General features: G+C 72.7%; 17 protein-coding genes. 9 read left to right on the forward strand and 8 right to left on the reverse strand.

Annotation, left to right across the window (positions count from 1 at the left end; all coding sequences use genetic code 11):
- Positions 1-7: 7 nt before the first annotated feature.
- Together ACZ501_RS20120 and ACZ501_RS20125 are read left to right on the forward strand one after the other, a co-directional pair.
- On the forward strand, positions 8-733 hold the full coding sequence (locus ACZ501_RS20120; protein WP_468797011.1) for a GntR family transcriptional regulator: 726 nt from the start codon (positions 8-10) through the stop codon (positions 731-733).
- A complete protein-coding gene (locus tag ACZ501_RS20125; protein WP_468797014.1) occupies positions 730-2040 on the forward strand; it encodes an MFS transporter in 1311 nt (436 codons plus the stop codon). The genes ACZ501_RS20120 and ACZ501_RS20125 overlap by 4 nt, the downstream gene beginning before the upstream one ends.
- 39 nt (positions 2041-2079) lie before the next feature.
- Here the strand turns inward: ACZ501_RS20125 and ACZ501_RS20130 are convergent, their stop codons facing one another.
- A complete protein-coding gene (locus tag ACZ501_RS20130; RefSeq protein WP_361596853.1) occupies positions 2080-2907 on the reverse strand; it encodes a maleylpyruvate isomerase family mycothiol-dependent enzyme in 828 nt (275 codons plus the stop codon).
- Positions 2908-3046: 139 nt separating this feature from the next.
- Between ACZ501_RS20130 and ACZ501_RS20135 the strand changes: the two genes are divergently transcribed.
- The 3 genes from ACZ501_RS20135 (at position 3047) to ACZ501_RS20145 (ending at position 6686) form a co-directional block, all read left to right on the forward strand.
- Positions 3047-3841 (forward strand): carbon-nitrogen family hydrolase, encoded by a 795-nt coding sequence (locus ACZ501_RS20135; RefSeq protein WP_361596856.1) that lies wholly within the window; start codon positions 3047-3049, stop codon positions 3839-3841.
- 132 nt (positions 3842-3973) lie between these two features.
- Positions 3974-4810, forward strand: coding sequence for a hypothetical protein (locus ACZ501_RS20140; RefSeq protein ID WP_468797017.1), 837 nt, complete (start codon positions 3974-3976; stop codon positions 4808-4810).
- 34 nt (positions 4811-4844) lie between these two features.
- Positions 4845-6686 carry an NHL domain-containing thioredoxin family protein gene (locus ACZ501_RS20145; RefSeq protein ID WP_468797020.1) on the forward strand — a complete coding sequence of 614 codons (1842 nt, stop codon included), beginning with the start codon at positions 4845-4847 and terminating at the stop codon, positions 6684-6686.
- A gap of 34 nt (positions 6687-6720) precedes the next feature.
- Here the strand turns inward: ACZ501_RS20145 and ACZ501_RS20150 are convergent, their stop codons facing one another.
- The 3 genes from ACZ501_RS20150 to ACZ501_RS20160 all read right to left on the reverse strand — a co-directional run bounded on the left by ACZ501_RS20150 (position 6721) and on the right by ACZ501_RS20160 (position 10805).
- Complete coding sequence (locus ACZ501_RS20150) at positions 6721-8013, reverse strand: M18 family aminopeptidase (protein WP_362463898.1); 1293 nt, start codon at positions 8011-8013, stop codon at positions 6721-6723.
- Positions 8014-8113: 100 nt separating this feature from the next.
- Positions 8114-8845, reverse strand: coding sequence for a hypothetical protein (locus ACZ501_RS20155; protein ID WP_468797023.1), 732 nt, complete (start codon positions 8843-8845; stop codon positions 8114-8116).
- Positions 8846-8978: 133 nt separating this feature from the next.
- On the reverse strand, positions 8979-10805 hold the full coding sequence (locus ACZ501_RS20160) for an acyl-CoA dehydrogenase (protein WP_468797316.1): 1827 nt from the start codon (positions 10803-10805) through the stop codon (positions 8979-8981).
- Between the two features lie 176 nt (positions 10806-10981).
- Between ACZ501_RS20160 and ACZ501_RS20165 the strand changes: the two genes are divergently transcribed.
- Positions 10982-11443 (forward strand): SseB family protein, encoded by a 462-nt coding sequence (locus ACZ501_RS20165; protein WP_042815576.1) that lies wholly within the window; start codon positions 10982-10984, stop codon positions 11441-11443.
- Between the two features lie 259 nt (positions 11444-11702).
- On the opposite strand, the gene ACZ501_RS20170 is transcribed toward ACZ501_RS20165, so the two are convergent.
- Positions 11703-12131, reverse strand: coding sequence for a hypothetical protein (locus ACZ501_RS20170; protein ID WP_468797026.1), 429 nt, complete (start codon positions 12129-12131; stop codon positions 11703-11705).
- Between the two features lie 181 nt (positions 12132-12312).
- Here ACZ501_RS20170 and ACZ501_RS20175 point away from each other — a divergent pair, with 181 nt between their 5' ends.
- Entirely contained in the window at positions 12313-13296 is a 984-nt protein-coding gene (locus tag ACZ501_RS20175; protein ID WP_361596874.1) for a pirin family protein, read from the forward strand.
- A gap of 82 nt (positions 13297-13378) precedes the next feature.
- Here ACZ501_RS20175 and ACZ501_RS20180 read toward each other — a convergent pair whose 3' ends face one another.
- Together ACZ501_RS20180 and ACZ501_RS20185 are read right to left on the reverse strand one after the other, a co-directional pair.
- On the reverse strand, positions 13379-14431 hold the full coding sequence (locus tag ACZ501_RS20180; RefSeq protein WP_362463888.1) for an AI-2E family transporter: 1053 nt from the start codon (positions 14429-14431) through the stop codon (positions 13379-13381).
- A 68-nt stretch (positions 14432-14499) separates the two neighbouring features.
- Positions 14500-16722, reverse strand: a complete 2223-nt coding sequence (locus tag ACZ501_RS20185) for a SpoIIE family protein phosphatase (RefSeq protein ID WP_361596970.1) — start codon at positions 16720-16722, stop codon at positions 14500-14502.
- Positions 16723-16858: 136 nt separating this feature from the next.
- Between ACZ501_RS20185 and aspS the strand changes: the two genes are divergently transcribed.
- Positions 16859-18676 carry an aspartate--tRNA ligase gene (aspS, locus tag ACZ501_RS20190; RefSeq protein ID WP_362463885.1) on the forward strand — a complete coding sequence of 606 codons (1818 nt, stop codon included), beginning with the start codon at positions 16859-16861 and terminating at the stop codon, positions 18674-18676.
- Positions 18677-18757: 81 nt separating this feature from the next.
- Here the strand turns inward: aspS and ACZ501_RS20195 are convergent, their stop codons facing one another.
- Positions 18758-20272, reverse strand: a complete 1515-nt coding sequence (locus ACZ501_RS20195; RefSeq protein ID WP_468797029.1) for a VWA domain-containing protein — start codon at positions 20270-20272, stop codon at positions 18758-18760.
- A gap of 295 nt (positions 20273-20567) precedes the next feature.
- On the opposite strand from ACZ501_RS20195, the gene ACZ501_RS20200 reads away from it, so the two are divergent.
- On the forward strand, positions 20568-22661 hold the full coding sequence (locus tag ACZ501_RS20200) for a PhoX family protein (protein ID WP_361596886.1): 2094 nt from the start codon (positions 20568-20570) through the stop codon (positions 22659-22661).
- The last annotated feature ends 28 nt before the right edge of the window (positions 22662-22689 follow it).

Genomic DNA, 22689 nt, shown 5'->3' on the forward strand with positions numbered 1-22689 from the left:
TGTGCGCATGCCATCCGCCACCCGTGTCGTCACGGCCGCCGACCGCGTCTACCGCCACGTCAAGCAGGGCGTCCTCGACCGCCGCTACGAGGGCGGCGTCCTCCTCACCGAGGGCGAGCTCGCCGTGGCCGTCGGCGTCTCCCGCACCCCGGTCCGCGAGGCCCTGTTGCGGCTGGAGACCGAGGGCCTGCTGAGGCTGTACCCGAAGAAGGGCGCGCTGGTGCTGCCGGTCTCCGCCCAGGAGATCGCCGACGTGGTCGAGACCCGGCTGCTGGTCGAGGAGTTCACCGTGCGCAGGGCCGTCCCGGCCCCGCCCGCGCTGCTGGAGCGGCTCACGCTGCTGCTGGAGGAACTGCGCCGGTACGCGGCCCGGGGCGACCTCGCCGCGATGACGACCGCCGACCGGTGCTTCCACGCCGAGATCGTCCGCAACGCCGGCAACGAGATCCTCAGCCGGCTCTACGACCAGCTCCGTGACCGGCAGCTGCGCATGGGCGTGGCCCTGCTGCACGCCCACCCCGAGCGGGTGGAGCGAACGCTGGAGGAGCACGCGGAGATCCTGGACGCCCTGCGCGCCGGGGACGCGGAGGCGGCGGCCGCGGCCGTACGCGGCCACGTCGGCCGGGTCGGGGCGCTCGTACGGGGCCGCGAGGTCCGCGTCGGGGGCGAGACCCGCGTCCACGGCGAGACCCGCGTCTACGGCGGGGTCCCGGACGGCGGGGGCGAGCGGTGACCGCCGATCCGCCGGGCGGCCGCAAGGCCGTCGCCGTCTGGTGCATAGGCGTCGCCGTCTACTTCGTCGCCGTCATCTTCCGCACCAGCCTGGGCGTCGCCGGCCTGGAGGCGGCGGACCGCTTCCACGTGAACGCCTCCGCCCTGTCCACGTTCTCCCTGCTCCAGCTGCTGGTCTACGCGGGCATGCAGGTCCCCGTCGGCCTGATGGTGGACCGGCTCGGCACCAAGAAGGTGCTGACGCTGGGCGCCGTCCTCTTCACCGCCGGGCAGCTCGGCTTCGCGCTCTCCCCCTCGTACGGGACGGCGCTCGCCGCGCGCGCCCTGCTGGGCTGCGGCGACGCCATGACCTTCATCTCCGTCCTGCGGCTCGGCACCCGCTGGTTCCCCGCCCGCCGCGCCCCGCTGATGGCGCAGCTGGCCGGGCTCGTGGGAATGGCGGGCAACCTGGTCTCCACCCTCGTGCTGGCACCCGTCCTGCACGGGCTCGGCTGGGTGCCCGCCTTCGCGGGCAGCGCCGCCGCGGGGCTGGTCGTCCTGGTCCCCCTGGCCCTGTTCCTGCGGGACCACCCCGAAGGACACGGGCCCGCGCCCCTCACCCGGGGCGGGGGCGGCTTCGTACGGCGCCAGATCCGCGAGTCGTGGCGGGAGCCCGGCACCCGGCTCGGCCTGTGGGTGCACTTCACCACGCAGTTCCCGGCGATGGTGTTCCTGCTGCTGTGGGGGATGCCGTTCCTGGTCGAGGCGCAGGGGCTGTCCCGGACCACCGCGGGCGCACTGCTGACCCTGGTGGTGGCCGCCAACATGTTCTTCGGGCTGGTCTACGGCCAGCTCATCGGCCGCCGCCCCGCCGCGCGTCTCCCGCTGGCGCTCGGCACCGTCGGCGTCACCGCGCTCCTGTGGGGCTCGGTCCTCGCGTACCCCGGTCCGCGCGGCCCGATGTGGCTGCTGGTCACGCTGTGCGTGGTGCTGGGCACCTGCGGCCCGGCCTCGATGATCGGCTTCGACTTCGCCCGGCCAGCGAACCCGGCCGAGCGCCAGGGCACCGCCTCCGGGATCACCAACATGGGCGGCTTCCTCGCCTCGATGACCACCCTGCTGGCGGTGGGCGTCCTGCTCGACGCCACCGGCGACGACTACCGGATCGCCTTCTCGTCGGTGTTCGTCCTGGAGGCCCTCGGCGTCACGCGGATCCTGCGGCTGCGCGGCCCCGCCCTGTCCCGCGAACACGACCGCTCCGCCCCCGCGGCCACGCCCGCGGCGCAGCAGCCGGGCCCCGCGGACAACCCCAGCCCCGCCGGCGTCTGAGGCAGGCACGGCGGGGGCGTGGGGGCCGCCGCTGACGGCCTACGGGGTCACGGCGAACGCGCCGAGGATGGCGGCGGCCAGCTCGGGGTCCCCGTCCGCCTTCACCCGGTCGGCGACCGCGCGCGGCCGGACCCGGCCCGCGGCGAGCCGTACGTACGTCTCCCAGTCCATGGACAGCGACACCGCAGGGCCCAGCGAGGGGGTCTGGTCGAGGGTGGCCCGGCCCGCGCCGTCCACCCGTACCGTCCGCAGGAACTCCACCGGCCCGTGCACGTCCACCACCACCGCCGAGTCCGGCGGCGCGCCGGCGCCCTTCGCGACCGCCTTCGGCAGGCCGGACAGCAGGACGTCCCGCGCCACGAAAGCACCCGGCGAGTCCCAGTTCCCCGGCACGCCCAGCGCCGCCCGCAGGTCCTGCTCGTGGATCCAGGTGTCGAACGCCCTCAGCCGCAGCGCGAGCTCCAGCGTGATCTGGTCGCCCTGCGGCCCGCGCACCATCGTCGTGGCCGGATCCCGCTTCTCGTTCCGCAGCTGGCGCTGCCGGCGGATGACCGTGTACTCCAGCTCCGAGGTCATCTCCGGCGCGGTGTGGTGGCGGCGGACGTCGACCGGGACCTCCATGTAGCGGGTGAACTCGTCCACCACGTGCCGCAGGTCGCGCGGCAGCGTGTGGATCGGCCGCGGATCGCCGAGCTGCTCCAGCTCCATGCCGATGATGTGGGACACGATGTCGCGGACGGACCATCCGGGGCAGGGCGTCGGCAGGTTCCACTGGCCCTCGGAGAGGGGGAGGACCAGCTCGGTTATCGCCTCGATGGAGTGGGTCCACGCGTCGGCATAGGGCTCAAGGCTGGGATGGACGGTCAACGGGACCCCTCGCTGGCAGTTCAGTGGCGCGTTGTGGACTATTCCCAAAACTACGCTGCCGATGAACACCCCGGCAGCGCTTTCGTGTGACGATCGTAGGCCTTGAGTTGACCGGCTGACATGCCAGGACGGTGGTACTGTGCGCGCCTCGCTGATCCAAATCGCGGTGACCGACGGGGAGTCGGCCGCCTCCCGGCGGCTGCGGGCCGCCGAACTCGTCCGGGAGCAAGGGGACTGCGACCTCGTCGTGCTGCCCGAGCTGTGGACCGTCGGCGCGTTCGCCTACGAGCAGTTCGAGACGGAGGCCGAACCGCTTGACGGCCCGACGTACGAGGTCATGTCCAAGGCGGCGCGCGACGCCGGCGTCTGGCTGCACGCCGGCTCGGTGGTGGAGCGCGCGGGCGACGGCTCGCTCTACAACACCGCCCTCGTGCTGTCCCCGTCGGGCGAGCTCGCCGCGAGCTACCGCAAGATCCACCGCTTCGGCTTCGACCAGGGGGAGGCGGTGCTGATGTCCGCCGGCGACTCCCTGACCACGGTGACCCTGCCGGAGCAGACCCTCGGCCTCGCCACCTGCTACGACCTGCGCTTCCCGGAGCTGTTCCGCGGACTGGTCGACGCGGGGGCCACGACGATGGTCGTCGCCGCGGGCTGGCCGGCCCGGCGGCGCGAGCACTGGACCCTGCTCAACCGCGCGCGGGCCGTCGAGGACCAGGCGTACGTCCTCGCCTGCGCGACGGCCGGCACGCACGCGGGCGTCGAACAGTCCGGGCACAGCCTGGTGGTGGACCCGTGGGGCGAGGTGCTCGCGGAGGCGGGCCCGGGCGAGGCCGTCCTGACGGTGGACCTGGACCCGGCGAAGGTGGCGCAGACCCGGGACCAGTTTCCGGCCCTGAAGGACCGCGCCCTGGGCCTGAACCCCCCGACCCGCTAGACCAGGGACGGCAGGGCGAGGCGAACCCCCGGCCCACCCGGCGGAGTTCCCCTCGCCCTCCCCCGCCCATGGTGACGCGGCAGTGGCTGCGCAGCAGCGAGAGCCGTTCGCGGCCCGGGATAGCGTGGCCCCATGCCCACCCCGCGTCTGCTCTACGTGACCGACCTGGCGTACCCCGCACGCGGCCGCCGCTACGGCGACGAGGACGTGTTCCTCACCGCCCGCCTGCGTGAACACTTCGCCCTGGCCCTGTGCCACCCGCTCGACGCCGAGGCCCTGATGCCCGGCTTCGACGCCGTCGTCGTCCGCAACAGCGGCCCGGTCCTGCACCACCAGCGGGCCCACGACGCCTTCCGCGCGGCCGCGCTCGCCGCCGGCACCCCGGTCTACAACCCGCTCACCGGCCGCGGCGACATGGCCGGCAAGCAGTACCTGCTCGACCTGACGGCCGCCGGGTTCCCGGTGATCCCCACGGTCGACGACCCGGCGCACCTCGCGCTCCTGCCCGAGACGGACACGTACGCCGTCAAACCGAAGCAGGGCGCGGACTCCATCGGCCTGACCTTCACCCGGACCCCCGCCGGACCGGCGGGAGAGGTCCTCATCCAGCCGCGGATCGACTTCGCGTACGAGGTGTCCTTCTACTTCGTCGACGACGCCTTCCAGTACGCCCTCCACGCCCCGGACCCCGCCCGCCGCTGGGAGCTCACCCCGTACGAGCCGACCCCCGCGGACCTGGCCTTCGCCCGCCGCTTCATCGACTGGAACACCCTCGCCCACGGCATCCAGCGCGTGGACGCCTGCCGCGCCCCGTCCGGGGAGCTGCTGCTGGTCGAGCTGGAGGACCTGAACCCGTACCTCTCCCTGGACCTCCTCCCGCCCGAAACCCGCGACGCCTTCGTGCGGTCCCTGACCGCCTCCCTGCACGCGTTCCTCACCACCGCCCGGGGCACCGCCGCACGCGCGTGATCCTGCGTTCACGGGCGGATGGCAAGCTTGAAGGATGAACGATGCTGCCCCGGCGCCCACCCCCGCGCCCGCACCCCGCAAGCGTGCCCGTGTCCGTGCCCCCGAGCTGATCGGCAAGGGCGGCTGGCTGAACACCGGCGGGAAGGAACTCACCCTCGCCGACCTGCGGGGACGCGTGGTTCTTCTGGATTTCTGGACCTTCTGCTGCATCAACTGCCTGCACGTCCTCGACGAGCTGCGGGAGCTCGAGGAGAAGCACCGGGACACCGTGGTGATCATCGGGGTCCACTCGCCGAAGTTCGTGCACGAGGCCGAGCACGCCGCCGTCGTCGACGCCGTCGAGCGGTACGAGGTGCACCACCCCGTGCTCGACGATCCCGAGCTGGCGACGTGGAAGCAGTACGCCGTGCGGGCCTGGCCCACGCTCGTGGTGATCGACCCCGAGGGGTACGTCGTCGCGCAGCACGCCGGTGAGGGGCACGCGCACGCCGTCGCGCGGCTGGTCGAGGAGCTGGAGGCCGAGCACGAGGCCAAGGGGACCCTGCGGCGCGGGGACGGCCCCTACGTGGCGCCCGAACCCGCGGCGACCGACCTGCGCTTCCCCGGCAAGGCGCTCGTGCTGCCCTCCGGGAACCTCCTCGTCTCCGACTCGACGCGGCACCAGCTCGTGGAGCTCGACGCCGACGGGGAGAGCGTCGTGCGCCGCATCGGCAGCGGCGCGCGCGGGTTCGGGCCGGACGCCTTCAGCGAGCCGCAGGGCCTGGCGCTGCTGCCCGACGGCCGGGTCGTCGTCGCCGACACCGTCAACCACGCGCTGCGCGTGTTCGACCCGGCCACCGGTGCGGTCGAGACCGTCGCCGGGACCGGGCGGCAGTGGTGGCAGGGCTCGCCGACGTCCGGGCCGGCGCTGGAGGTGGACCTGTCCTCGCCCTGGGACGTGGCCTGGTGGCAGGGCCGGGTGTGGATCGCCATGGCCGGGGTGCACCAGCTGTGGACCTGGGACCCGGAGGCGGGCACGGTCGAGGTGGCCGCCGGGACGACCAACGAGGGGCTGGTCGACGGGCCCGCCGCCGAGGCCTGGTTCGCGCAGCCGTCCGGGCTCGCGGCCGCCGGGGACCGGCTGTGGGTCGCCGACTCCGAGACCAGCGCCCTGCGGTACGTGGAGCGGGAGGGGGAGGGCGGGTACGCCGTGCGGTCCGCCGTCGGCACCGGCCTGTTCGACTTCGGGCACCGCGACGGCGACGCCGACCAGGCCCTGCTCCAGCACCCCCTCGGCGTCACCGCCCTGCCGGACGGCTCGGTCGCGGTCTGCGACACGTACAACCACGCCCTGCGCCGCTACGACCCCGCCACCGGCCGGGTCTCCACCCTCGCGACGGACCTGCGTGAGCCGAGCGACGCCGTGCTGGTCGGCGAGGACATCGTGGTGGTGGAGTCCGCCCGGCACCGCCTGACCCGGCTGCGGCTGCCGGAGGAGGCCGTGCGCGTCGACGCGGTCGCCCACCGCACGCAGCGGGCCGCCACCGAGGTCGCCCCCGGCACGCTCCGCCTCGACGTGGTCTTCCAGGCGCCGGCCGGCCAGAAGCTGGACACCCGCTACGGTCCCTCCACCCGGCTGCTGGTCTCCTCGACCCCGCCGGAGCTGCTGGCGCAGGGGGAGGGCGCGGGCACCGACCTGTTCCGGGACCTGGTGCTGAACCCCGACGTCACCGAGGGGGTGCTGCACGTCTCGGCGATGGCCGCCTCCTGCGACGACGACCCGGCCAACGAGTACCCGGCGTGCCACGTCCACCAGCAGGACTGGGGCGTCCCGGTCGCCGTCACGGCCGCCGGCGCCTCCCGCCTCCCGCTGGTGCTCGCGGGCCTGGACGCCTGACGGTCGGCCGTCGTCCCGCCGCCTTCCTGGGGGCTCAGCCCTCCAGGAAGGACAGGAGGGCGTTGGCGAGGAGGAACGGGTCGTCGGAGCCGCAGAGTTCGCGGGCCGAGTGCATCGACAGGATCGCCACGCCGATGTCCACCGTCTGGATTCCGTGGCGGGCGGCGGTGATCGGGCCGATCGTGGTGCCGCAGGGCATGGAGTTGTTGGAGACGAAGGTCTGCCACGGCACCCCGGCCCGCTCGCAGGCCGCGGCGAACACCGCGCGGCCGCTGCCGTCGGTGGCGTAGCGCTGGTTGACGTTGACCTTCAGGATGGGACCGCCGTTGGCGCGCGGGTGGTGCGACGGGTCGTGCCGTTCCGCGTAGTTGGGGTGGACGGCGTGGCCGGTGTCCGAGGAGAGGCAGATGGTCGCGGCGAAGGCGCGGGCCTTGTCCTCGTACGAGCCGCCGCGCGCGAAGACTGAACGTTCCAGCACGTTGCCCAGCAGGGGGCCGTCCGCGCCGGTGTCGGACTGGGAGCCGTTCTCCTCGTGGTCGAAGGCGGCCAGCACCGGGATGTGGTCCAGGCCCTCGGAGGCGGAGACCGCGGCCAGGGCCGCGACGCCGGCGTGCACCGACAGCAGGTTGTCCATGCGCGGGCCGGCCAGCAGTTCGCGGTCGCGGCCGAGGTAGGCGGGCGGCTCGATCGAGTGGACCATCAGGTCCCAGCCGGCCACCGACCCCTGGGCGAGGCCCTCTTCCTCTTCCAGGAAGGCGATCAGGTCGCCCTCGCGCGCCTCGCCCAGGCCCCAGATCGGCTGCATGTGCCGCTGCTTGTCGAGCTTGAGGCCGTCGGTGTTGACGGACCGGTCGAGGTGCACGGCGAGTTGGGGGACGCGCAGCAGCGCCCGGTCCACGTTCACCAGCCGCTCGGTGCCGTCGCGCAGGGTCAGCCGCCCGGCGAGGCCGAGGTCGCGGTCCAGCCAGGTGTTGAGCAGCGTCCCGCCGTAGATCTCCACCGCGACCTGGCGCCAGCCCTGCGAGCCCGTGTCCGGTACCGGTTTGACCCGCAGGTTGGGGGAGTCGGTGTGCGCGCCGATGATCCGGAAGGGGGCGTGGGCGGGTGCGCCCTCGGGCACGTACCAGGCGATGAGCGCGCCGCCGCGCAGGACGAACCGGCCTCCCGTTCCCGAGTCCCAGGCGTCCGATTCCGACAACTGCCTGAAGCCTGCCTTTTCCAGCCGCTCCGCCGCGTTGGCCACGGCGTGGTACGGCGACGGACTGGCCGTCAGGAAGGTCATCAGATCGTCGGTGTGGCCGCGGTCGAAGCGGGCGGGAGAGCTCATGTGGTTCACCTTAACGACGGTCGTGTTCGCCATGTCCGGGCTGCGGCGGTTGGCCGGAGGGTCGGGGACCGCGGGGGTTTTGGCCGCGGTCCGGTCGTGCTCAGCCCGGTGGACGCTCGAATCTGCGCTGCAGTTGTCTGCGCTCGCCCCGGCGGATGCGCGGGAGCATCTCGGGGGTCTGCGGCGGGCGCTGCGCGCGTCTCTTGCGTCCGGCGCAGAAGATACAGGCCTCGCCCGGAGGGGCATCGGGGTCGATCGGCGCGCCGGGGTGCTCGGAGCATCCCGACGCGTTGCGCGGCCGCGACAGCTCGCGGGCCACGATGAAGGCCCGGTGGAGGTCGTCGGCGAGGCGGACGAAGTCCTGGTCGGGGGAGGCCAGGGTGAGGTGGAAGCGCTGTTCGTCGATGACGCGCAGGTAGTGGCGCAGGCCGTCGAGGGTGTACGGGGGCTCGGGGACGGGGTAGCCGAGCCGCCGCTGCTCGCCGGCGGCGGGGCCGGCCGCCCGGCCGCCCTGGAGGCGCCGGCCGAGGCGGCGCCGGTCGTTGCAGATGAGGCAGCGGCCCCAGCCCTCGGGCGCCTCGGGGTCGAGGGCGCCGTTGGGGTGCTCGGGGCAGCCGGTGTAGCTCTTGGCGGGGGCGAGGCCCGCGGCCGTCTGGAAGGCCACGTAGAGGGCGTCGGCCACGGGGTCGTACTCGGCGGGGTGGGCGCCGTCGTAGAGGTCCTTGATCCGGTCGCCGAGCGCGCCCACGTTCGCCTGCAGCTCCTTGAGGGCGTACGGCCGCCCGGCGGGGACGGAATACCCCCTGTTGCTGTGGTGCTCCTGTGGACTCATGCCTACGAGCGTCCCACGAACCGCCGACAACGGCCGACACGGCCCGACAGCAGTGGCCGGACCCCCGCCAGGGAGGGTCCGGCCACTGTGCGTACGTACACCGCGTACGACCTGTCCGGCGAGGCGCGTCCGCTTAGAAGGCGGCCTCGTCGAGCTCCATGAGGGAGTTGTCGACGGCCTCGGCCAGCGCGCGCTGGACCGAGACGCCCGGCAGGACCTGGGCGGCGAAGAACTTCGCGGCGGCGATCTTGCCGGTGTAGAAGGGGACGTCCTTGGCGGAGGCGCCGGCGAGCTTCTCGGCGGCCACGGCCGCGCCCCTGAGCAGCAGGTATCCGACGACGACGTTACCGGAGGCCATCAGCAGGCGGGTGGTGTTCTGGCCGACCTTGTAGATGTTCTTGACGTCCTCGCCGGTGGCGGTGAGGTCGACGATCATCTGGCCGACGATGGCCTCGAGGTCCACGGCGGCCTTGGCGAGGGCGTCGCGGGCGGGGGCGAGGTCCTCGCCGCCGGGGCCCTCGGCGAGAAACTTCTTGATCGTCTCGGAGAGGACGTTCAGCGAGGCGCCCTGGTCGCGGACGATCTTCCGGAAGAAGAAGTCCTGGCCCTGGATGGCCGTGGTGCCCTCGTAGAGGGTGTCGATCTTGGCGTCGCGGATGTACTGCTCGATCGGGTACTCCTGCAGGTAGCCGGAGCCGCCGAAGGTCTGCAGGGACTGCGCGAGCAGCTCGTAGGACTTCTCCGAGCCGTAGCCCTTCACGATGGGCAGGAGCAGGTCGTTCAGGCCGACCAGGGCGGAGGCGTCCTCGCCGGCGGCCTGCTTGAGCTGGATCTCGTCCTGGACGGCCGCGGTGTGGAGCACCAGGGCGCGCATGCCCTCGGCGTACGCCTTCTGCGTCATCAGCGAGCGGCGCACGTCGGGGTGGTGCGTGATGGTGACCTTGGGCGCGGTCTTGTCCATGAAGTTCGCGAGGTCCGGGCCCTGCACGCGCTCCTTGGCGTACTCCAGCGCGTTCAGGTAGCCGGTGGAGAGCGTGGCGATGGCCTTCGTGCCGACCATCATGCGGGCGAACTCGATGATCATGAACATCTGGCGGATGCCGTCGTGCTTGTCACCGATCAGCCAGCCCTTGGCGGGGTGCTGGTCGCCGAAGGTCATCTCGCACGTGTTGGAGGCCTTGAGGCCCATCTTGTGCTCGACGTTGGTGGCGTAGACGCCGTTGCGCTCGCCCAGCTCGCCGGTCTCCCAGTCGAAGTGGAACTTCGGGACGAGGAAGAGGGACAGGCCCTTGGTGCCCGGGCCGTGGCCCTCGGGGCGGGCGAGGACGTAGTGGAGGATGTTCTCCTCCATGTCGTGCTCACCGGAGGTGATGAAGCGCTTCACGCCCTCGATGTGCCAGGAGCCGTCGGCCTGCTGGATCGCCTTGGTGCGGCCGGCGCCCACGTCCGAGCCGGCGTCCGGCTCGGTGAGGACCATGGTGGAGCCCCAGCGCTTCTCGACGGCGATCTGGGCGATCTTCTTCTGCGCCTCGTTGCCCTCCTCGAAGAGGACGCCGGCGAAGGCCGGGCCCGAGGAGTACATCCAGACGGCCGGGTTGGAGCCGAGCAGCAGCTCCGCGTACGCCCAGATCAGGGAGCGCGGCGAGGTGGTGCCGCCGATCTCCTCGGGCAGGCCCAGGCGCCAGTACTCCGAGTCCATGAAGGCCTCGTAGCTCTTCTTGAAGGAGGCCGGGACCGGGGCGGTGTTGGTGGCGGGGTCGAAGACCGGCGGGTTGCGGTCGGCGTCCGCGAAGGACTCGGCCAGCTCGTTCTCGGCGAGGCGGGCGATCTCGGACAGGATGCTCTTGGCGGTCTCGGCGTCCATCTCGCCGAACGGTCCGGTGCCGTACAGCTTGTCGCGGCCGAGCACCTCGAAGAGGTTGAACTCGATGTCGCGGAGATTCGACTTGTAGTGCCCCATGGCGACGGCTCCGTTAAGGCTCGGGGAGACAGGTTCCTCGTACATACCAATCGGTAACGTCATGATGCTACCCGCCAGTAATAAGAATCAACCCTTCGTTGACCACTGTGACCAGCGTCAAGCGGGATCGGTCGGAGGGTCCCTGGGGCGGGGAGCCGCTCGGTAGGCTTCGGTCCATGTACGGCTACGACCAGAACGTGAGCGCGGGGCAGCAGCAGTACGCCGCCCCGCAGCAGATGGCCGGCGGATACGGCGAGCAGCCGCTCTACCCCGAGCCCTCGCCGCCGTCGCTCGCCGACGCGGTACGGGCCTTCACGACGGGATCGCTGTCCGCCGAGGACTTCCAGCAGATCTTCGCGACCTCGAAGGTCTACTGCCCGCGCGGCGAGACCCCCGGGTTCCTGGCCCTGCACAACACGCAGCAGCCGGTCATCCCGATGTTCACCACGCTCAAGGAGCTGCGCCGGTACGCCGGCAAGGAGTCCAAGTACTTCGTCATCACCGGCGCCGAGGTGATCGACCTGCTGCCGACCGGGTACGGCTTCGTCCTCGACATGGAGGGCGACCACCGGATGGTGTTCGACGCGAAGGCCGTCGAGCAGATGGTCGACTTCGCGATGCGCCGCATGTACGGCTGACGTGCCGTAGTACCCCGGTGTCGGGGCGGGGGGTCCGCTAGGGGGTGTCCGCAAAGTCCCGCCTGCCCTGCGACGCCTGGCACCGCACCTCGCCGCGTTGTCGGGGCCGCCCGAGTACGTCCAGTACGCGGGCGGCCCTCCGCCTTGCGATGCACGGCACCAGACGCCGCAGGGCCCGCCCTGCGGGCGGCCGGCGCTACTTTGCGGACACCCCCTCGGGGATCCGCCGCCCCGCCCTGCGTTCCCGCCGGGCCCGGTGCTATCCGCGGCCGGCGCCCCCGCGGCGCAGCCGCCACAGGGTGGTGCCCGCGGCGGCCGCCGCCAGGGCCGCCAGGCCGTACGCGTACAGCAGCGCGGGGTCCGGGCGGTGGGCCAGCGACAGGCGGATGCCGGCGAAGACCGGGACGGCGACCAGGCTCCAGCGGCCGTCGTAGTCGATCCCGGACGTCGCCCACTGCAGGAGCAGGGAGACGAGGAAGGTCAGGACGGCCCACGCGCCGAGGTAGGGCCAGGGCGAGCCGGGCAGGGGCTCCATCGGCAGGCCGGTGGCCGCCCAGCGGTAGACGGCGTAGCCGGCGGCGGTCATCGCCGCGGTCATGGCGGCGGCCCGGGCGAGGGCGCGCAGCGGCTCCGGCGGGTTCCACCGGCGTCCGGTGCCGGGGTCGGGCTGGGGGGTGCGGTTCTCCATGCTCCGGTAGACCGCCGCGACGGCCCATCCGGTTGTCAGGTACCAGGAAAAAGGCGGGATCGCGGCGGCACGCGGACGCCATCGCACCGCCCGGGAATGCCCCGGTCCCGTGCGCCGTTCTGTGCGGTGTGGCAGAAAGTTCGAGATTCAACTAAACTCGACGCAGAAGGAGGTCCTGACCATGCCCGCAGTGACTGTTGAGAACCCGTTGAGCCTTCCGCGCGTGGCCGAGCCGCAGACGGCCGCCGCCCGCAAGGTGCTCGCCGTGACCACGGCTCCGGGGGGATTCGAGGGCGAGGGCTTCCCGGTGCGCCGGGCGTTCGCCGGCATCGACTACCAGCACCTCGACCCGTTCATCATGATGGACCAGATGGGCGAGGTGGAGTACGCGCCGGGCGAGCCGAAGGGCACCCCCTGGCACCCCCACCGCGGCTTCGAGACCGTCACGTACCTGATCGACGGAACCTTCGTCCACCAGGACAGCAACGGCGGCGGCGGCGTCATCAACGACGGTGACACCCAGTGGATGACCGCCGGTTCCGGCCTCCTGCACATCGAGGCCCCGCCGGAGCAGCTCGTCGTCAGCGGCGGGCTCTTCCACGGCCTCCAGCTGTGGGTGAACCTCCCGGCCTCCGACAAGATGATGCCCCCGCGCTACCAGGACATCGGCGGCGGCAAGGTCAAGCTGCTGACCACCCCCGACGGCGGCGCCCTGCTCCGCGTCATCGCCGGTGAGCTGGGCGGACACGAGGGCCCGGGCATCACCCACACCCCGATCACGATGATCCACGCGACCGTCACCCCGGGCGCCCAGGTCACCCTGCCGTGGCGCGAGGACTTCAACGCCCTCGCGTACGTCATGGCCGGGCGCGGATCGGTGGGCACCGACCGCAGGCCCGTCCACACCGGGCAGACGGCCGTCTTCGGCGCGGGCGGCGCCCTCACGGTGCGGGCCGACGAGGCGCAGGACTCCAACGCCCCGGACCTGGAGATCGTCCTGCTCGGCGGCCGGCCGATCCGCGAGCCGATGGCGCACTACGGGCCGTTCGTCATGAACAGCCGGCAGGAGCTCCAGCAGGCCTTCGACGACTTCCAGGCGGGCCGGCTGGGCCGGATCCCCACCACCGCCCGGGAGCGCACCGTCTCGGCGGAGCAGCACTCCTAGGGTCGTGTGGTCGAAGCCCCCGGCCACTACGACGACACTGTTCGGTCCGCACCGCGGGCCTCCCGGCCGGGAGGCCCCGCGGTCACGTGCGGCCGGTGTCCGGCGGGGCGTGGCGGCCCCGGAGCTCCGAGACGACCCCGAAGGCGGCCGCCGTCAGCGGGACGGCGAGCAGCATCCCGAGGATCCCGGCGACGCTCGCCCCGGCCGTGATCGCCAGCATCACCACCGCCGGGTGCATCTGCACGGTCCGGCTCTGGATCAGGGGCTGGAGGACGTGTCCCTCCAGCACCTGTACGGCCAGCACCACGCCCAGCGCCCACAGCCCGATCACCCACCCCCGGTCGGCGAAGGCCACCAGCACGGCGACGGCGCCGGAGATGAAGGCGCCCAGGTAGGGGATGTACGCGCCGACGAACACCAGCGCGCCGAGCCCGAACGCCCCCGGTACGCGCAGCACCAGCAGGCCGACGGTGATGCACACGGCGTCGATCGCGGCGATGAAGGTGGTGCCGCGCATGAAGCCCTCGACGGCCCGGTAGGCGCGACGCGCCATGGCCTCCACGGTGTCCCCGGTGGAGTGCGGGGCGAGGGAGCGCAGGGCCGCCGAGGCCCGGTCGGAGTCCCGCAGGAAGAAGAACATCAGCAGCAGCGCCAGGATCGCCATGGCGATCACCTCGCCGACGACGCTGAGACCGGTGATGACGCCGGAGGCGGCCGTACCGCCGAACTTGGAGAGCAGCTGCTTGGCGTTGCCGGCCAGGTCCTGGAGCGAGGTCCCGGCGGCGCCGAAGTGCTCGGCGAGGTCCTGACCGGCGCGCTTGAGGGAGGCGACGATCTCGTCGCCGGTCTGGACGAGCGCGGAGACGACCACGTACGCGGCCCCGCCGACCACGGCCACCACGGCCAGGCAGGTGAGGGCGGCGGCGAGGGAGCGGTGCACCTTCAGCCGGACCAGCCGCCGGTACAGCGGGCCGAGCAGGGCGGTGCCGAGCAGGGCGAGCAGCACCGGGGTGACGGCGGTCTTGAAGATCACGCAGAGCCACACGCCGACGGCGGTCACACCGGCGACGAGCAGGACCACCACGCACCAGGCGGCCAGCCGCCGCACCGGTTCGGGCAGCAGGGGGGTCGGCATCGCCGTGTCCACCTTTCGGCTTGCGGGGGGCCCGGCCCCCTGCCTTCGGCTTGCGGGGGCCCGGCCCCCTACTCGTTCCCGGCTCCGCCGTCCGCGTCGTCGGGTTTGGACCGCTCGTACAGCTCGAACCAGATGGACTTGCCCGCGCCCCTGGGGTCGACGCCCCAGGTGTCGGCCAGCATCTCCATCAGGAGCACCCCGCGCCCGCTGGAGGCCATCTCCCCGGGGTGGCGCTTGTGCGGCAGCTCGTCGCTGCCGTCGGCCACCTCCACGCGCAGCCGCCGGGTGCCCAGTTCACCCGCCGCCTCCGCGACCAGCAGCGCGTCGCCGTCGGTGTGCACCAGGACGTTGGTGACCATCTCGGAGACCATCAGCTCCGCCGAGTCCACCTGCTCCGGGTCCGCCCAGTCGTGCAGCAGCTCCCGGATCTGGCGGCGGGCGCCCGCGATCCGCTCCGGCTCCGCCTGGGCCACGGTCAGCATCGTGCGCCGGGCCGGCCGGGCCGGGTGCGGCAGGTCCGTCCCGCAGCCGCAGCCCGCGCCCTCGCGGCAGAGCAGCAGGACGGCTATGTCGTCCTCGCGGCGGTCGGCCAGCGGGCCGGTGGTGTGGTGCGAGGAGGGCCCGTGCACGGCCTGGACGAGCAGGTCGGCCAGGCGCTCCAGGTGGCCGGCGGTGAGCCCGGCGGAGCCGCCGCCCGCGCCGGCCCCGTACGTGTCGGCGTCGGCCTCCAGGATCGCCCGCAGCCGCGCCCAGCCGGTGTCGAGGTCGTGGCCGCCGGTCTCGATGAGCCCGTCCGTGCACAGCATCATCGTCTCGCCCGGCTCCAGGGTGAACCGGGTCGTCGGGTAGTCGGTGTCCGGGACGATCCCGAGCGGCAGCCCGCCGGCCGTCGGCCGCATCAGGACGGTGCCGTCGGCCATCCGGACCGCCGGGTCGGGGTGCCCGGCCCGGGCCACCTCCAGCAGGCCGGTCTCCGGGTCGCACTCCGCGTACAGGCAGGTCGCGAAGCGGGGGCTGAGGAAGTCGGGGTCGCGGCCGCCGTCCCCGGCCTCCGCCTCCTCCTCCTGGGAGGAGCAGAGCCCGGCCAGGAACCGGGAGGCCCGCGACAGCACCGCGTCCGGCCGGTGCCCCTCGGAGGCGTAGGCCCGCACGGCGATCCGCAGCTGCCCCATCAGCCCGGCGGCCCGTACGTCGTGCCCCTGGACGTCGCCGATGACCAGCGCGAACCGCCCCGAGGGCAGCGGGATCATGTCGTACCAGTCGCCGCCGACCTGGAGCCCGCCGCCGGTCGGGACGTAGCGCGCCGCGATGCGCATGCCGGGGATCTCCGGCCCGAGCTGCGGCATCATCGACCGCTGGAGCCCGGTGGTGAGCTCCCGCTCGGACTCGGCGACGCCGGCCCGCTGGAGGGCCTGGGCCAGCATCCGGGCCACCGTCGTCAGCACGGACCGCTCGTCGGGCGAGAAGGTCACCGGCTGTTTGAACGCGGCCATCCAGGCGCCCATGGTCCGCCCGGCCACGATCAGCGGCAGGAAGGCCCAGGAGACCCGGCCGAAGGGCTGGGCGAGCGGCCAGGTGACGGGGAAGCGGCGCGCGTAGTCCTCTGGCGCGGGCAGGTAGATGGCCCGGCCGGTCCGGACGACCTCCGCCGCCGGGTAGTCGGTCTCCAGGCTCATGTCCGTGAAGGGGCCCTCGTCGCCGGGGGCGTGCCCGTGGTGGCCGATGATCGACAGCCGGTCGCCCGAGACCCCGAAGACGGCCAGCCCGTCGGGGCTGAAGCCGGGCATGGACAGGGAGGCCGCCACCCGCAGCACCTCGGCCGTGGACCGCGCCTCGGCCAGGGCCCGGCCGGCGTCCAGCAGGAAGGCCTCGCGGGAGCGCCGCCAGTCGCCGGTGATCGGGGTATGCGCGGCGGTGGTGCCCGGCTGCGGCTCGGCGATCTCCTGGATGGTGCCGATCAGCTCGTAGTCGACGCGGCCGTCGGGCGTCAGGTTCTGGAGGGGCTTGGAGCGGCTGCGCACGGTGCGCAGCACGCGCCCGTCCTCGTCCATGATCCGCAGCCGGGCCTCGGCGAGGGTGCCCTCGGCGACGGCGAGGTTCACGATGCCGTTGATCTCGTTCCAGTCGACCGGATGGAAGCGCGAGCGCGCGGCGGCCTCGGGCAGGACGACGGGCTCGGCGGGCAGGCCGAGCAGCCGGGCGGCCTCGCTGTCGAGGGTGACCGTCCCGGAGGCGTTGTCCCATCGCCACAGACCGGTCGCGATGGCGGCCAGGACGTCCTCGGTGCGCACCCGGTCATCTTTACAGGTCATTCCCGGGGGCCGCCTGTTCAGGAGCCTCTCCGGGCACGCCCGCGCGGTGCCCCGCCCGGACGGTAACCTTGGGAGGGTTGAATCCACCCTGGTATCGCGTAGAACTGGATGACTGATGCATCGGTACAGGTCCCACACGTGCGGCGAGCTCCGTGCCTCCGACGTCGCCTCCGACGTCCGGCTGAGCGGCTGGCTGCACAATCGTCGAGACCTGGGCGGCATCCTCTTCATCGATCTGCGTGACCACTACGGCATCACGCAGCTCGTCGCCCGCCCCGGCACCGCCGCCGCTGCCGTCCTGGACAAGCTGTCCAAGGAGACGGTCGTACGGGTCGACGGCAAGGTCGTCTCCCGTGGCGCCGAGAACGTCAACCCGGACCTGCCCACCGGCGAGATCGAGATCGAGGCCGCCGAGGTCGAGGTGCTCGGCGCGGCCGCCCCGCTGCCGTTCACGATCAACACCGACGACGGGGTGAACGAGGAGCGGCGCCTGGAGTACCGCTTCCTGGACCTGCGCCGCGAGCGCATGCACCGCAACATCATGCTGCGCTCGGCGGTCATCGCCTCCATCCGCTCGAAGATGGTGGCCCTCGGCTTCAACGAGATGGCGACCCCGATCCTCACCGCGACCTCCCCCGAGGGCGCGCGTGACTTCGTCGTCCCGTCCCGCCTGAACCCGGGCAAGTTCTATGCCCTGCCGCAGGCCCCGCAGCAGTTCAAGCAGCTGCTGATGATCTCCGGCTTCGACCGGTACTTCCAGATCGCGCCCTGCTTCCGCGACGAGGACGCCCGCGCCGACCGCTCGCCCGGCGAGTTCTACCAGCTCGACGTGGAGATGTCCTTCGTCGAGCAGGAGGACGTCTTCCAGCCGATCGAGAAGCTGATGACCGAGCTCTTCACCGAGTTCGGCGGCGGCCGTCCGGTCACCTCCCCGTTCCCGCGGATCCCGTTCCGCGAGTCGATGATGAAGTACGGCAACGACAAGCCCGACCTGCGGGCCAAGCTGGAGCTCGTCGACATCACCGACGTGTTCGAGGGCTCGGAGTTCAAGGCGTTCGCCGGCAAGCACGTGCGCGCGCTGGCCGTCCCGGACACCGCCGCCCAGCCGCGCAAGTTCTTCGACGGCCTCGGCGAGTACGCGATCTCGCTGGGCGCCAAGGGCCTGGCGTGGGTGCGCGTCGGCGAGGACGGCTCGCTGACCGGCCCGATCGCCAAGTTCCTCACCGAGGAGAACGTCAAGGTCCTCACCGAGCGCCTCGGCCTGGCGGCCGGACACGCGGTGTTCTTCGGCGCGGGCGAGTTCGACGAGGTCTCCAAGATCATGGGCCCGGTCCGGGTCGAGGCCGCCAAGCGCGCCGGCCAGTTCGAGGAGAACGTCTTCCGCTTCTGCTGGATCGTCGACTTCCCGATGTACGAGAAGGACGAGGAGACCGGCAAGATCGACTTCTCGCACAACCCCTTCTCGATGCCGCAGGGCGGCATGAAGGACCTGGAGGAGAAGGACCCGCTCGACATCCTGGCCTGGCAGTACGACATCGTCTGCAACGGCATCGAGCTGTCCTCCGGCGCCATCCGCAACCACGAGCCCGAGGTCATGCTGAAGGCCTTCGAGATCGCCGGTTACGAGGCCGAGACCGTCGAGCGCGAGTTCGCCGGCATGCTGCGCGCCTTCCGCCTCGGCGCCCCGCCGCACGGCGGCATCGCCCCGGGCGTCGACCGCATCGTGATGCTGCTGGCCGACGAGCCGAACATCCGCGAGACGATCGCCTTCCCGCTCAACGGCAACGCCCAGGACCTGATGATGGGCGCGCCGACGGTGCTGGAGGAGTCCCGCCTGCGCGAGCTGAACATCGCCCTGCGCAAGCCGGTCGAGACGAAGGCGGCCGACGCGAAGCCGGTCGCGGAGGCCGTCCACCCGGACGCAGCGCGGTGACGCTGCCGCTTGGGTAGCAGGACATGACGAAGGGCCCGGGATCCTCGCGGATCCCGGGCCCTTCGCCGTTCCGTCGCGCGGTCAGAACCGGTCGAGGATGCCCTTGAGGAGGGCGGCCGAGGTCAGCTCGGCGGGGGCCGGGCCGGCGTGGAAGAAGCCGGCGTTCTCGGCGTCCAGCTTGCGCAGGAAGTCGAAGGCCTTGGCGTCGTGGTCGCCGAACGCGACGAACTGCCAGTGGATGCCGGGGGCGTCGGCCGCCGCGTCGGTGATCGCCTGCCGGGCCGGCTGGCGGTTGTCGGGGGCGCCGTCCGTCTGGAACACGACCAGCGCCGGGCCCGTGCCGCCGTCCTTGCGGTAGTGCTCGACGACCGCCTCGACGGCCACGTGGTAGCTGGTGCGGCCCATCCGGCCGAGTTCGGCGTGCCGGGCCTCGACCCAGGTCCCGTCGTGGGAGTCGAGGGTCAGCTCGGCGGTGCCGTCCAGCTCGGTGGAGAAGAACACCGTGTGGACGGTGGCCTCGTCGTCCAGGTGCGCGGCCAGGGCGAGGGCGTGGTCGGCGAGGTGCTGGGCACTGCCGTCCTTGTAGAACCCGCGCATCGAGCCGGACCGGTCCAGGACGAGGTACACCTTGGCGCGGGCCCCCGCCTTGCCCTTGGCGCGCAGCACCTGGCCGGCGGCCTTGTACGCCCCGGCGATCCCGGGGGCGCGCTTGCGCACCGCCGCGGCGGCGACGGCGGGCCCGTCCGCCTGCGGCGACGCTTCGGCCTTGTCCGCCTGCGGCGACGCTTCGGCGGCCACGCGCTGCGGCTCGGCGTCGGCGTCGGCCTCCGGCTCGGTGACGACCTTGGACTCCGGTTCGGCGGCTGCCTCGGGCGCGGCCTCCGGCTCGGGCTGCGGCTCGGTGGCTGCCTCCTCGGGTGCCTGCGGTGCGGCCTCGGCGGCGGGCTCCTCGGCCTGCGGCGGCGCTTCGGCGGCTACGGGCTGGGGAGCCTCCTCGGCGGCCTCCTCGGCGGCGGCGGGCTCGGGGGCCTCGGCGGCGACGGGCTCCGGGACCTCCTGTGCCTGCGGTGCGGCCTCCGGTTCTGCGGCCTTCTCCGCGTGCGGCGCGGCCTCCGCGGCGACGGGCTCGGAGGCCGCCTCAGCGGCGGTCTCCTCGGCCTCCGCGGGGGCCTCGGGCTCCTCCCGTGCCTCAGGCGCGGCCTCCGGTGCGACGGCCTTCTCGGCCTCCGGCCCGGCGGCGGCCTCCGGCTCGGGGTCCTTCGGGGCCGCAGGGCCCCCGGCCGCAGGCTCCGGGGACCCGGATCCGCCCGCGCCGCCCTCCGGAGCCGCCGACGGCACCGGGCGACGGGCCTCGGGGACGATGGGGTCCGTCGTAGGGGCCGGGGCGGTGAGCAGCGTGCCCGGCTCGCGGTCGCGCGGCGCCGACTGCGGCGGGACCGTGGGGTTGTCGAAGGACGCGGCCACCAGATCGGCCGCCGCGTCCATCGGGGTGCGTTCGGCCTGGCTCGGGACGGCCGCCGAAGGGGCGTCGGACGTCTCGGGGACCGGCTCCTCGGTCCGTCCGAACACCTTGCGCAACAAGCTCCGAATACCCATGGGCCAGGCCTTTCGCATGAGTGCGTGCGTCATTTGTCCGTGCTGCGCGGTTGATCCCTGCCCAGAGTGGACACGTAAGGTTATCGGCCCCTTGGCTGGAACGTCGGCAGGGGCGCCTTTCGTGGCGCCCGGCTCTCCAGTCGACCGCACCCTCCGGCCGAACTGCCCCTCCGCCCTGCCGGGTTCATCCGGTGTTCACCCCCGCGCCGCCACATCGGCGCAACCCGCGCCTAGCGTCGCCGCTGGATTCGTACCGACACGTCGTCGGCGCCGTGCACTTACCGGAGGACACCCCGTGCGCAAGCTCCTGCCGCTCATCGGCAACCCGCATGGCAGCGGCCGTTCCGCTCTTACCTGCCGCTACCGCTGTGGAAACGCCTGCTTCCACGAGGTGCCCAACACCAGTGACAACGAGTACGTCGGCGACGTCATAGCCCGGGCCTACTCGCGCCGCTCGATGCTGCGCTCCGCCGCCGTCGTCACGGTCGCCACCGCCGCCGGCACTGCGGTCACCCTCGGCGCCGGCGGCGGCCAGAGCGCCAGCGCCGCCCCCGTGGCCGACGCCGACGCCCGGCGTGCGGGCGAGGCCGCCCGCGGCCTGCGCTTCAAGCCCGTCGCGCCGAACACCGACGACAAGGTCACCATCCCCGAGGGCCACGAGCAGAACGTGGTGATCCGCTGGGGCGACCCGATCGTCAAGGGCGCCCCCGGCTTCAACGCCGACCGGCAGACCGCCGCCGCCCAGGCCGGTCAGTTCGGCTACAACAACGACTTCCTCAGCCTGCTCCCGCTCGGCGGCGCCTACGAGCGCCGCCAGCTGCTCGTGGCCAACCACGAGTACACGGACGAGAACCTCATGTTCAAGGGCTACGACCCGGCGAACCCCACCCGCGAGCAGGTCGAGATCGCCTGGGCCGCGCACGGCCTGTCCGTGGTCGTCGTCCAGGAGGACCACCGCAGCGGCAAGCTGACGGCCGTCAGCCGCCACCAGCTCAACCGCCGCCTGACCGCGACCAGCGAGTTCCGGCTGACCGGCCCCGCCGCGGGCAGCGCCCTGCTGAAGACCTCCGCGGACGCCACCGGCACCAAGGTGCTCGGCACCCTCAACAACTGCGCCGGCGGCACCACCCCGTGGGGCACCACCCTCCACGGCGAGGAGAACTTCAACCAGTACTTCGCCAACGCCGGCCAGGTCACCGACCCCGCGCAAGCCGCCCGCCTGAAGCGCTACGGCGTGACCTCCGGCGCGTCCGAGCGCAAGTGGGAGCGCTTCGACAAGCGCTTCGACGTCGCGCAGGAGCCCAACGAGCCGCACCGCTTCGGCTGGGTCGTCGAGCTGGATCCGTACGACCCGCACTCCGTCCCGCGCAAGCGCACCGCGCTCGGCCGGTTCAAGCACGAGGCCGCGCAGCCCCGCCTGACCGAGGACGGCCGCCCCGTCATCTACATGGGCGACGACGAGCGCTTCGACTACTTCTACAAGTTCGTCTCCTCGAAGCGGATGATGAAGGGCGACTCGCGCGCGGCGAAGGAGCACAACCTCACGCTGCTTGACGAGGGCACCCTCTACGTCGCCAAGCTCACCGGCGACTCCCCGGCCGCCGCGATCGACGGCTCCGGCAGGCTGCCCTCCGACGGCGAGTTCGACGGTTCCGGCGTCTGGATCAAGCTGGCCACCGCCTCCCCCTCCGGCAACGTCTCGCACGTCGAGGGCATGACCGCCGAGGAGGTGTTCGTCTTCACCCGCCAGGCCGGTGACAAGGTCGGCGCCACCAAGATGGACCGCCCCGAGGACGTCGAGCCGTCCCCGCGCACCGGCCGGGTCTACATCGCGCTGACCAACAACACCGACCGCGGCAAGCCCGGCAAGGCCGGCGCGGACGAGGCCAACCCGCGCAACCTGAACAAGCACGGCCAGATCCTGGAGCTCGCCGAGAACTTCGACGACCCGGCGGGCGATGGTTTCGCCTGGCGGCTCTTCCTGGTCGCCGGTGACCCGAACGACCCGGCCACCTACTTCGCGGGCTTCCCCAAGGACAAGGTCAGCCCGATCTCCTGCCCCGACAACGTGGCCTTCGACCCGCACGGCAACCTGTGGATCTCCACCGACGGCAATCAGCTCGGCTCGCACGACGGCCTGTTCGCCGTCGCGACCGCGGGTGAGCGGCGCGGTGAGCTGAAGCAGTTCCTCACCGTCCCGCGCGGGGCCGAGACCTGCGGTCCGCTGGTCCAGGACAAGCGCGTCCTGGTCTCCGTCCAGCACCCGGGGGAGATCGACGGCGCGTCCGTGGAGAAGCCGCAGTCGGTCTGGCCCGACGGCCCGGGCAAGATCGTCCGCCCGGCGGTGGTGTCCGTGTGGCGCAGGGACGGCAAGAACATCGGCGTCTGATCGAGCCGGTGGACAGGGCCAGTTGACC

It is taken from the genome of Streptomyces sp. NPDC034085, from assembly GCF_055575555.1.